The 12,915-nt window shown below is 28.8% G+C and carries 9 protein-coding genes; 3 read left to right on the top strand and 6 right to left on the bottom strand.

Features of this window, described 5'->3' with window-relative positions:
- Window positions 1-124 precede the first annotated feature (124 nt).
- The 6 genes from BRSU_RS07940 to BRSU_RS07915 form a co-directional block, all read right to left on the bottom strand.
- Window positions 125-1,774, bottom strand: coding sequence for an ABC transporter permease (locus BRSU_RS07940; RefSeq protein WP_048594822.1), 1,650 nt, complete (start codon window positions 1,772-1,774; stop codon window positions 125-127).
- Window positions 1,767-2,891 carry an ABC transporter ATP-binding protein gene (locus BRSU_RS07935; protein WP_048594821.1) on the bottom strand — a complete coding sequence of 375 codons (1,125 nt, stop codon included), beginning with the start codon at window positions 2,889-2,891 and terminating at the stop codon, window positions 1,767-1,769. Before BRSU_RS07935 ends, BRSU_RS07940 begins: the two co-directional genes overlap by 8 nt.
- Before the next feature lie 78 nt (window positions 2,892-2,969).
- On the bottom strand, window positions 2,970-3,998 hold the full coding sequence (locus BRSU_RS07930; protein ID WP_048594820.1) for an ABC transporter substrate-binding protein: 1,029 nt from the start codon (window positions 3,996-3,998) through the stop codon (window positions 2,970-2,972).
- Window positions 3,999-4,079: 81 nt separating this feature from the next.
- Window positions 4,080-5,108, bottom strand: a complete 1,029-nt coding sequence (locus tag BRSU_RS07925) for an ABC transporter substrate-binding protein (RefSeq protein WP_048594819.1) — start codon at window positions 5,106-5,108, stop codon at window positions 4,080-4,082.
- Window positions 5,109-5,143: 35 nt separating this feature from the next.
- A complete protein-coding gene (locus tag BRSU_RS07920; protein ID WP_048594818.1) occupies window positions 5,144-6,154 on the bottom strand; it encodes an ABC transporter substrate-binding protein in 1,011 nt (336 codons plus the stop codon).
- 128 nt (window positions 6,155-6,282) lie between these two features.
- A complete protein-coding gene (locus BRSU_RS07915; RefSeq protein ID WP_083997872.1) occupies window positions 6,283-7,293 on the bottom strand; it encodes an ABC transporter substrate-binding protein in 1,011 nt (336 codons plus the stop codon).
- A gap of 292 nt (window positions 7,294-7,585) precedes the next feature.
- On the opposite strand from BRSU_RS07915, the gene BRSU_RS07910 reads away from it, so the two are divergent.
- The 3 genes from BRSU_RS07910 (at window position 7,586) to BRSU_RS07900 (ending at window position 12,776) form a co-directional block, all read left to right on the top strand.
- A complete protein-coding gene (locus tag BRSU_RS07910) occupies window positions 7,586-8,443 on the top strand; it encodes a DMT family transporter (RefSeq protein WP_048594817.1) in 858 nt (285 codons plus the stop codon).
- Window positions 8,444-8,591: 148 nt separating this feature from the next.
- Window positions 8,592-11,081 carry a ferrous iron transport protein B gene (gene feoB, locus BRSU_RS07905; protein ID WP_048594816.1) on the top strand — a complete coding sequence of 830 codons (2,490 nt, stop codon included), beginning with the start codon at window positions 8,592-8,594 and terminating at the stop codon, window positions 11,079-11,081.
- 177 nt (window positions 11,082-11,258) lie between these two features.
- Window positions 11,259-12,776 (top strand): hypothetical protein, encoded by a 1,518-nt coding sequence (locus tag BRSU_RS07900; protein ID WP_048594815.1) that lies wholly within the window; start codon window positions 11,259-11,261, stop codon window positions 12,774-12,776.
- Window positions 12,777-12,915 lie beyond the last annotated feature (139 nt).

The raw sequence follows: 12,915 nt of genomic DNA, 5'->3' as shown, positions 1-12,915 counted from the left end.
AAACTTAATAATAACATAAAATGTAAATATAATAAAGTAGAAAAATTGCAATTTTAGATAATATAAAAATAGGATCATAAGATATTTATCCTATGATCCCATAGTAATTGTTATTAATTGTATATTATAAACTTACTTCTTTTTTACCAGTTAATTTGAAGAATATTAAAAGAGATATTATAGTTGATAAGGTTAATATTGTGGATAAAGCAGCAGCAGTTCCGTAACTAGCCCTTATAACTTCTTGGTAAATAGAAACAGCCATTGTTCTTGATTTTCCTGTATATAATATTACAGAGGAACTCAATTCATTAATTACTGTTATCCAGCTTAATATAGCTCCTGAAATAACACCGGGAAGCATCATCATAGCGGTTATCTTGAAGAAAGTTTTTACTTGAGAAGCTCCTAAACTTATAGAGGCTTCTTCCATACTCGTGCTTATTTGATATAGTATGGCAGAGCTTGATCTCAAAGTATAAGGCATTCTTCTTATAACTAATGACATTATTATTATCATAGATGTTCCGCTTAATATTATAGGAGGTTTATTAAAAGCTAAAAGAAGTGTAATACCCAAAACAGATCCAGGTATTATATATGGAAACATAGTTATTGTATCTATAACGCTTGTTAAAATATTTTTTCTTCTTATTGAAATATATGCTATAAACATACCCATTATAACAATAATAAATATAGTTATAATTCCGTATAGATAAGTATTTTTTATAGAAGTTCCAAGAGAAGAGAATATTGAAATATAACTATTAAAAGAGAATCCTTTAACAAATATAGCTCTGTTTGTTTTTAAGAAAGAAGTATATATAACTGTGAGCTGAGGGATTATAGATAAAAATACTATGAAATAAATGAATATATGTACTAATACAGACATAATTCCTTTGATTTCTTTAGGCTTTATAGGATTCATAGAACTCATGGTAAATGATTTTTTATTAACAAAGTATTTTTGAGCTATAAACATCATAGCAGTTATAAATACCATAATACTAGCCATAGAAGCAGAGAAATTGGCATTTCCTCCTACTTCGCTTACAAATTCAGAATAAATCATAGTAGGCATAGTTCTGTATCCTTCACCTATAAGCATAGGAGTACCGAAATCAGCCAATGCATTCATAAATACCAATAATGAACCAGCCAATACAGTAGGAGTTATTAAAGGCATAGCTATAGTAGCAACCTTTTTGAAAGGAGAACAGCCCAAGCTTTCTGCAGCTTCCATTAAAGAAACATCTATTTTACTTAAAGCTCCAGAAACATACATAAATATAAATGGATATAATTTCAAAGTAAATACTAATAATATTCCTCCGAAACCATATATTGTAGGAGTTGAAATTCCAAATCCAGAAAAAAATTTAGTTACTACTCCGCTTCTTCCTAATAAAAGTATCCAAGAATAAGCACCTATAAAAGCAGGAGACATCATGGATATTATTATAAGTATTTGCAAAAAAGTTTTACCTTTTATTTTATAAACACTCATAAAATATGCCATAGGAGTCCCTATGACTATAGCTAATATAGTTACACATATAGTTACTGAAAAACTATTTACAAGTGCCTGATAATAATATTTTCTGCTGAAGAAACGTAAAAAGTTATCTAAAGTCCAAGCTCCTGTTTCAGGATCTTTAAAACTGCTTATAAACAAAGAGAATAATGGATATACTAAAAATAAAGCAAAAATTACAGCTATTATTAAAGTAATATAAGTCCAAAAATCTATTTTTAAACGTTTATTCATATTTTTTTACTCCTTTAATAAGACTTTTTTCCATATCTGGAGTAAATACATTGATTTTATTAGCATTAGGTTTTAAAGTTATAACTTCATCTTTCTCATACATTCTATCTGTGTATGATGAGTCTTGTGAATATTCTATGCTAGGCTGATCAGGAACAACTTCATTATCATTGAAATGTAAGAAATAATTAGTATATTTTCCAAGAAAAGTTTTAGATAATATTTTTGCTTTGATGCCATCTTGATTTTCAGAATTAACAAAAAATTCTTCAGGCCTTATTCCAACAATAACTTCATCGCCATTTTTTACATCTGATAAATTATCCATTTTCAATTTATATCCGCATCTAAATAAAAGATAAGTATCATTTCCTTCAATTTTTATAGTGGCATAGAATAAATTTGAATGTCCTATAAAAGTAGCGACAAATACATTATAAGGTCTTGTATAAATACTTACAGGGCTTCCAACTTGCTGTATAACTCCGTTTTTCATTACAGCTATTCTGTCAGATACTGCAAGTGCTTCTTCCTGATCATGTGTAACATAAACAGTTGTAATGCCTACATGTCTTTGTATATCTTTTATTGCACTTCTCATTTCTATTCTTAATTTGGCATCTAGGTTAGAAAGAGGCTCGTCCATAAGTAAAACACTTGGAGTGATAACTATTGCTCTGGCCAAAGCTACTCTCTGCTGCTGTCCTCCAGATAATCTTTCAGGAAGTCTGTCCTGATATTCTTCTATTTTTACCACATGAAGCATTTCATCTACTTTTTTCTTCATAGATTCTTTATTTTCTTTTCTGAGTTTTAATCCGTATTCAACATTTTCTCTAACAGTCATATGTGGAAATATTGCATAGTTTTGAAATACCATACCAATATTTCTTTTATGAGCAGGAATATTATTGATTACATCTTTATCAAATTTTATTTCTCCTCCTTCTATTGTATTAAAGCCTGCAATCATACGAAGCAGTGTTGTCTTGCCGCATCCAGATGGTCCAAGCAGAGTAAAAAATTCTCCATTTTTTATCTCTAATGAAAGATCAGGTATTATTGTCAGCTTCTCATAACGTTTTACTACATTTTCAATGGATATAGATACACTCATTATAACCTCTCTTTTTATTTATTATTTATAAACACAAAGAGTATAAAACTATTTATACTCTTTGCATAGTTCTTGTTTTTAGATACTAGTAAAAATATCTTTAAATTTATTTAGCCAATTTTGTTTATTTTGATCAACTACAGTTTCATCATCTGTAATAACATTTATAGTATCTACAGATTGAAGTATGGCAGAAGGAGGTAAATCACTTCTTACAGATCTTCTGTTTAATTTATCAGTTATTGTTTTTTGAGCATCATAGCTTGTTGCATAATCAACAAACTTTTTAGCATTTTCTAAGTTTTTAGCATTTTTTATTATATATATACCATCTGGTTTAATGATAACACCTTCTTTCATATATACTAATTTAACAGGAGAACCAGCGGATACATAATTAGCGCCACCTTCCTCAAAAGTTAAACCAACAGTATATTCACCGTCAGCTACACCTTTATAAACAGCAGAAGAACCGCTTAATAATTTACCATCTAAATTAGCACATAATTTTTGTACATAATCCCATCCTTTTTCAGGATCGCCTTTACCCATAGCATAAAGCATATTTACCAAATGCTCAAAAGAAGATGAAGAAGCAGAAGGATCAGCAAATGCTATTTTTCCTTTTAAGGCAGGATTAAGTAAATCTTCATAACCTTCTATTTTTATGTCACCTATCAAGTTAGTATTAACCATTAATATACTAGGAACAGCAGTACATCTTGTCAAAGCACCTTCAGTATTTTTATATATTTCTGCTATATTATCTTCATTTGTAGATGTATAGCTTTCAAACAAATCAATTTTAGGTTTAGCCATGCTTATAGTTCCGCCCCAAAGTATATCTCCTAATGGATTATCTTTTTCAGATTCAACTCTTTTTAAAAGTTCGCCTGTTCCGGCAGCTATAATATCAACATTTATTCCTGGATTTTTAGCTTTAAAATCATCTACCAATGGATTTATAAATTCTAATGGGTGAGGGCAATATATTACAAGTGAATTACCGCCTTGTCCGCTTTGTGTACCAGATTCGCTTGAAGAACAAGAATAAAATAGTGCTAGTGATAGTATTACTGCACTGCAGATTAGAACAATTTTTTTCATATATGATTCCTTTTTAATTTAAATTTATAATATAAAAGAGTATAAAATATATTATACTCTTTTATATTAGTTTTTTATTTATTAGATACTAGTAAAAATATCTTTAAATTTATTTAGCCAATTTTGTTTGTTTTGATCAACTACAGTTTCATCATCTGTAATAACATTTATAGTCTCTACAGATTGAAGTATATCAGAAGGAGGTAAATCACTTCTTACAGATCTTCTGTTTAATTTGTCATTAATTATTTTTTGAGCATCATAGCTTGTTGCATAATCAACAAACTTTTTAGCATTTTCTAAGTTTTTAGCATTTTTTATTATATATATACCATCTGGTTTAATGATAACACCTTCTTTCATATATACTAATTTAACAGGAGAACCAGCGGATACATAATTAGCGCCACCTTCCTCAAAAGTTAAACCAACAGTATATTCACCGTCAGCTACACCTTTATAAACAGCAGAAGAACCGCTTAATAATTTACCATCTAAATTAGCACATAATTTTTGTACATAATCCCATCCTTTTTCAGGATCGCCTTTACCCATAGCATAAAGCATATTTACTAAATGCTCAAAAGAAGATGAAGAAGCAGAAGGATCAGCAAATGCTATTTTTCCTTTTAATGCAGGATTAAGTAAATCTTCATACCCTTCTATTTTTATATTTCCTGCTAAATTAGTGTTAACCATTATAACACTTGGGATAGCAGTGAATCTTGTAATAGCTCCTTCAACATTTTTATATGCATCTGCTATGCTTGTTTCATTAGTAGTAGTATAATTTTCAAATAATTCTACTTTAGGTTTTACAGTATTCAAACTTCCTCCCCAAAGTATGTCGCCTAATGGATTATCTTTTTCAGATTCAACTCTTTTAAGAAGTTCTCCAACTCCAGCAGCTATAATATCAACATTTATTCCCGGATTTTTAGCTTTAAAATCATCTACCAATGGATTTATAAATTCTAATGGATGAGGGCAATATATTACAAGTGAATTACCGCCTTGTCCGCTTTGTGTACCAGATTCGCTTGAAGAACAAGAATAAAATAGTGCTAGTGATAGTATTACTGCACTGCAGATTAGAATAATTTTTTTCATGATATCAATCCTTTTTAATTTTTATTTATAAATTATTAGATACTAGTGAAAATATCCTTAAATTTATCCAACCATTTTTGACGGCTTTCTTCTACAACATCAGCATTATCAGTAATAGAATATATTTCAGACATAGGTTTTACCATATCTGTAATAACAGCATCATTTCTTATTGCCCTTCTGCTTAATTTTTCAACAAGCATATTTTGGGCATCTAAACTTACGCAATAGTCTATGAATTTTTTAGCATTTTCTAAATTTTTGCTACCTTTTATAATATATACTCCGTCAGGCTTAGATATAACGCCTTCTTTCATATATACTACTTTTACAGGAGAGCCTGAAGACATATAGCTTATTCCAGGTTCTTCATAAGTCAAACCAACAGCATATTCACCATCAGCTACACCTTTATAAACAGCAGAAGAACCACTTAATAATTTACCGTCTAAATTAGCACATAATTTTTGTACATAATCCCAACCTTTTTCAGGATCGCCTTTGCCCATAGCATAAAGCATATTTACCAAATGCTCGAAAGCAGATGAAGAAGCAGAAGGATCAGCAGCAGCTATTTTTCCTTTTAATTCAGGATTAAGTAAATCTTCATAGCCTTCTATTTTTATGTTGCCTGCTAGATTTGTATTAACCATTAATATGCTAGGTATTGCTGAAAATCTAGTGAAAGGTCCTTCTGTATTTTTAAAATCATCTAAAATATTTGCTTCATTAGTAGAAGTATAACTTTCAAATAAATCTGTTTTTGATTTAACACTGTTCAATGTTCCTCCCCATAGAACATCTCCTAATGGATTCATTTTTTCAGCTTCTACTCTTTTTAATAATTCTCCAGTACCTGCTGTAACTACTTCAACATTTATATCAGGATTTTTAGCTTTGAAATCATCTAAAATAGTATTCATTAAATCCAATGGATGAGAACAGTATATTACTAATGAATTAGCATTTTTTGAATCTCCCGAAGAACATGAATAGAATAAAGTCATTGATAGCATCAGTATGATGAAAAGAATAAAGTTTTTCATAACGAACTCCTTTAAATTATTAATCTATGAAAAATATTATATATTCTTTAATAAAAGATGTATAATATAAAAAATGCATCTTTTATAAAAGGCTAGAAATGTTTTACAATAATGAAATATTGTATTTCTTATATACTAGTAAAAATATCTTTAAATTTATTTAGCCAATTTTGTTTATTTTGATCAACTACAGTTTCATCATCTTTGATTATATTAATAGTATCTACAGACTGAAGTATAGTTGAAGAAGGTAAATCAACTCTTACAGATCTTCTGTTTAATTCATCATTTATTATTTTTTGAGCATCATAGCTTGTGGCATAGTCAACGAACTTTTTAGCATTTTCTAAGTTCTTAGCATTTTTTATTATGCATATAGGATCTGCTTTAAAAACAACACCTTCTTTCATATATATTAATTTAACGGGAGAACCAGCAGATACATAATTAGCACCGCCTTCCTCAAAAGTTAAACCAACAGTATATTCACCGTCAGCTACACCTTTATAAACGGCAGAAGAACCGCTTAATAATTTTCCGTCTAAATTAGCACATAATTTTTGTACATAATCCCAACCTTTTTCAGGATCGCCTTTGCCCATAGCATAAAGCATATTTACCAAATGCTCGAAAGCAGATGAAGAAGCAGAAGGATCAGCAGCAGCTATTTTTCCTTTTAATGCAGGATTAAGTAAATCCTCATAACCTTCTATTTTTATGTTGCCTGCTAGATTTGTATTAACCATTATAACACTAGGCATAGTAGTGAATCTAGTTAAAGCTCCTTCAGTATTTTTATATGCTTCAGCAATATTTTCTTCATTAGTAGAAGTATAATTTTCAAATAGGTCTATTTTATTTCTTATAAGATTCAAACTTCCGCCCCAAAGTATATCTCCTAAAGGATTATTTTTTTCAGATTCAACTCTTTTTATAAGTTCTCCTGTTCCGGCTGCTATAACATCAACATTTATACCTGGATTTTTAGCTTTAAAATCATCAATAAGAGGATTTATAAACTCTAAAGGATGCGGACAATATATTACAAGTGAATTATCATTTGAAATATTTGATTCTTTTGAAGAACATGAATAGAAAAACATAGCACAAAATAATATAGTTAGTATATATTTTTTCACAATAAAAATCCTTAATTTATTATTATATATTTATTATAGTAGATATTTTTATGTAAATCAATACTAAATAGAAAATACTTATTTTAAATATGTAAATTATTAAAAGAATATTTTTTGTATAAGCACTATATTGATTTATTAAGAATATAATATATCATTAATTAACTATAATATTTTAGGGTTTATATATGTAATGATATTTTCTTTTATTTCATAATTTTAAAACAGTATTCTAATTTTTATTCTAAATATTTATTTTATTACATTTATATTATTATTATAGAGGACTTCAATGTTAAATATTTTATTAGTTATAATAGGCTCTATTGCTTATGGTTTTCTTCCTATTTTTGTTAAGAATATTATTGCCTATAATTATTCTTCGCTTTCAATAGTTTTTTATAGATATTTTCTTACAGCAATTTTTTTGTTTATAATTATTATTGTTTCAAAAAAAAGTTTTAAAATAACAAAAAGACAATTTATAGAATTATTAATATTTAGTATAATAGGTCTTGGACTTACATTCTTCTTCTTATCACAATCTTTATTGTATATATCTGCGGGATTAAGTAATATGATACATTTTGGATATCCTGTTATAGTTCTCCTTGTAATGATATTTATGTTTAAAGAAAAAGCTAATATATTAAAAGTTTTTTCTATAATATTTGCTCTTGTCGGAATAGTAATGCTTACTCAAGTTGTAGAGATTGAATCATTTTTGGGAGTGGTGTATGCATTAATAACTACCGTTACTTACGGTTCTTATATAATAGCTAATAAAAAATGCAGTTTTTCTGAAGTTGATACTATGGTTTCGCTTTTCTATATGTCTTTATTTGTATCAATTGCTTTTTTTATAATTGGAATGTTTACGGGTTCTTTACAGATTCTTAATAATTTTTATGTATTTGGAAATTTTGCTGTAATATCTTTAGTATGTACAATATTTTCTCTTGGGCTTTTGCTTTATGGTGTAAAAAGATTGGGTTCTTCTTTAGCATCTATACTTAATATGTTTGAACCGGCTACTACAGTTGTTGCATCTATTTTTATATATAAAGAAGAGCTTACTATTAATATTATTATAGGTTCTGTTTTAATAATACTCTCTACAATAAGTATGGTGATAGGCAGTAAAAAATAATTGTTATTTTATTACTTTTTTGTGTAATAAAATAACAAAAATGTATTTTAGTATATTGACAATTTTATTTTAAATGTTAGAATGTACAAACACTTTGTAAGTGTCTATTAATTTCTGTTATAAAAATATATAAAGGAGATAGTTATTTATGAAATTAACAGAACTAGATATTGAAGAAGGTTTTGTTGTTGATAAAGTAGCCACTGATGGTGAGATTAGACAAAGAATTATAGAAATGGGATTTACTCCCGGTGCTAAAGGCTGGGTTGTTAGAAAAGCACCTTTAGGAGATCCTATACAAGTTCATATTATGGACTATGAAATTTCTCTTAGAAAATCTGAGGCTAATGGAATAGAAGTTGCTAAATCAAATGTAGAAATAAAAAAAGAAAGAGTATTAAAGCATATAGAACATAAAGAAGTAAAAGAGGGAGATGATACTTTAATAGAAAGTAAAAGTGATATAGCAAAGAAAATAAAAGTTCCGTCAAATAATACTAAATTTAAAATAGCTTTGGCAGGAAATCCTAACTCTGGAAAAACAACTATATTCAATGCTTTAACAGGTGCTAATTATAAAGTTGCTAATTATCCGGGTGTAACAGTAGAAAAAAGACAGGCTAATATGCTTTATAATGGTTATACTTATGATTTGATAGATTTACCCGGTGTTTATAGTTTAAGTGCTTATTCTCAAGATGAAGTAGTGGCATGCGATGTTCTTCTTAATGAAAAGCCTGATTTTATAATAAATGTTATAGACTCTACAAATTTAGAAAGAAATCTTTATCTCACATTGCAGCTTGTAGAATTGGGTATTCCTATTGTATGCGTACTCAATATGTATGAGCATGCTGAAAAGAATGGTATTAAAATAGATGAAAAGAATTTGGGTGAGCTTTTCAAATTCCCAGTGATGAAAGTTCATGGAAATAAATATGAAAGCGTTGTTAGAATATTAGATGAAATAGAAAAGATGCATACTTCAGGAAATAAGCTTCATAGAGATTCTGCTATAAGATATGGAGAAGAAGTAGAAAACTCTATCAAGAATATTGTAGATACTATGCATGGAGATATAAGCGAGATTCATAAAAGATGGCTTGCTATTAAAACTTTAGAAAAAGATGAAAGAGCTATTCACTCTATAAGAAGAGAATGTAATAATGGCGGCGAGGTAATAGAAGTATTAAATAAAGAAATAATTAAATTAGAAACTTCTATGAATGCCAAAACAGATTCTATAATGGCTGATAAAAGATACTCATATATAAGAGGAGCTTTACAGGAGGCTGTTCATAAAGATAATATACAGGCATTCAATTTTACAGAGGCCGCTGATGTAATATTCTTAAATAAATGGCTTGGTCTTCCAATATTCTTAGTTGTATTATGGCTGATATTTAAAGTAACATTTACTGTAGGAGCTTATCCTCAAGCTTGGCTTGAAGCAGGAATAGGGGCATTATCTGGTTTGGTAGGCAGTTTGCTTCCTGAAGGCAGTTTGATACAATCTGTTGTTGTTGATGGTATTATAGGAGGGGTAGGGGCAGTACTATCATTCTTACCATTAGTATTGATATTGTTCACTGGAATTTCATTTTTAGAGGATTGCGGTTATATGGCTAGAGCTGCTTTCTTAATGGATAAAATAATGCATAAATTAGGTTTGCATGGTCAGTCATTTATACCTCTTTTCTTAGGTTTCGGATGTACTATACCAGCTGTTATGGCAGCTAGAACATTGAGAAGTAAAAAGGATAGGGTAGTAACTATACTAATTACAACATTTATGAGTTGCGGTGCTAGACTTCCTGTTTATATATTGTTTATAGGTGCTTTCTTTGCTCCTAAAATGGCCGCTTCTGTGATGTTTAGTATATATATGATTGGTGTATTGATGGCATTTATAATGGCATTCATATTTAGAAAAGCATTTTTCAAAGGTGAGGAAACTCCTTTCGTAATGGAACTTCCTCCATATAGAATACCAAGAGCTAAGGCTGTATTAAGACATATGTTTGACAGAGGCTGGATGTATATTAAGAAAGCCGGTACTTATGTATTTGCTGCTTCTGTTATAATATGGGCTTTAATGACATTCCCTCAATATAAGCCTACCGATGAAGATAATGCAAGACTTATGCAGGAAGCTAAATCATTGGCTGTTAGTCAGGGTTTAGATGCTAATGATAAAGAAGTTATCACTGCTGAATATGACAGATTAGTTGCTTCTGAAGGTTTAAAAAATAGTTATGCTGGTAAGATAGGTACATTTATAGAACCAGTATTAAAGCCTTTAGGTTTCGATTGGAGAATAGCTATTGGGCTTGTTGCTGGAGGTGCTGCTAAAGAGGTGTTAGTTTCTACTATAGCACAGATTAAATCTATAGAAGATGGAGATGAAACAGTTCTCACAGAATCATTACAGAATGATCCAGTATTTAATCCTGTAGTGGCATATACATTACTTCTTTTTGTACTGCTTTATTTCCCTTGTTTTGCGTCTGTTGGTGTTATAGGTGCTGAGATAGGTAATAAATGGATACCTTTCTTAATGATTTATACATTAATAGTTGCTTGGGTAGTAAGTTTTGCTTTCTATCAGATTGCTGGAAGAATAGCAGGTATTATATAGTTTTGATCCATAGGATAGTTTTTTAATATAGTGTTTAGTCCAAGGCTTTGCTTAGGCAAGGTCTTGGGCGTTTTTTTTTATATTGATAATTAGTAGAATAATCAATAAAAATATTGTTTACTTAATTTATTTTATTAGTATAATTTAAAGTAAAATTACATATGAGATTTTATTTTTATGAAAAATACTTTATTTATTATTTTATTGTTAATATTTAATTTAATATTTTTAAATACTTGCGGAAGTTATTTTAGTCCCAGATATTATTATCAGCAAATGAGTAGTGCAAGCAGCGGAAATGGTACAGATGAACCTGATATTGGAGGAGAGGATATTTTAGATCCTAGTGAAGATCCTTTTAATAATGATGACGGAAAAAAGCCTTGGAATACTCCTAATTATAGAAACTTTACTCTTGATCTTGACAGTGAATATGTTATAGCTGCTTCTTTTGGATTAAAAAATGAACCTAAATATATGCTTATAAAAGATGATACTTGGAAAATTAATGATCTTTCCAGAAATGAATATTATTATGACGGAACTAATACTAAAGCAGCAGGGTTCACAGTTAATAAAGTTAAATATTATATGTATAAGAATATGAATCCTACTTTCTCATCAACAAGTGCATACAATAAAAGCGATAGATTAAAAAGATTTTGGTTTTATAGATTTACAGGAAGTGCCGGACTTGACACTGATAATTATTTAATAGCAATAGATAGTTATTCAAAATTAGTATTTGCTTTTGCTATACCTGTGAAATGGAAATCAATTTTAGGAATACCCGCCCCTATAGAATGGGGATCTGTTGAATTAGGCTGGGAAGCTAGCGCTGACAGTGCTAATTTAAATAGTCAGATTAAGTTTGCTATTGATGGGTTTACTTATTTTTATGAATATGATCCTGTAGGTATAGTTCATTCTGATGGTACTATAGAGATATATCCTTGGTGCACTTTATCTATAGCAAATGATAATAGTTATGCTCCTAGAGTAGAAGGCAGTAAAATAGATTTATCAAGGGATATTGCTGATATTGGAAAACCTGGACGTTCTCCTTATATGCCTATGAAAGTTATAGAGAAAAATAAAATAGCTTTGCAGATTCAAAATTTAGAAATAGAAAATATCAGTGCTAGAAGTTTTAATGATAAAACTATTGGAAGTGATGAATATTTAGATCATGCTGGTTTAAGCTATGATATGAGAATAGCTAATACCATTAATGGAACAAAAACAATAAACACTATAACTTCAAAAGAAAAACCTAGTTTATTTTTTGATTCTTTATTCAAATTGAATATAGGGGAAACTAAAAGTATTCTTTCCACTATTTATACCACAGATATTCAGTATGAAGATAAAGATAAAAATACTATTAGTATATCTTTAGATTCTAAAATTTCTATGTATGATAAAAAAGGTTTATCTATTGGTACTGAAACTCTGATAACTGATTATGATTCTCCTGATATTAATTTTAATTATGACAGTACTCAAGACGCTTTTATTTTTAAAGATATAACCGGAGCCAATAATACAAAAATAGTAGAATACACTCAGGGATTTACTTTGAAAAAAGGTGAAACTAAAGTTTTCTATGCTGTAATAGAAGATTCTGCTATTGGTGAAAATAATGGTGCAGAATCAAGTGGAAGAATAAAATTAATATATACATTATCTTATTGATATTATATAAATTTTTTATAATAATGATAATTTTTTTAAAAAAGTTATAAAAGTTAAATATATACTGTTTATTTTCTTTAATAAATGGCTTATTTTTAAAAAAGAATTTGTTTAACTAAGGCTATACTATAATTTATTA

This window comes from Brachyspira suanatina, assembly GCF_001049755.1.
Taxonomy (GTDB): domain Bacteria; phylum Spirochaetota; class Brachyspiria; order Brachyspirales; family Brachyspiraceae; genus Brachyspira; species Brachyspira suanatina.
This window is presented reverse-complemented; position numbering and strand designations above follow the sequence as displayed.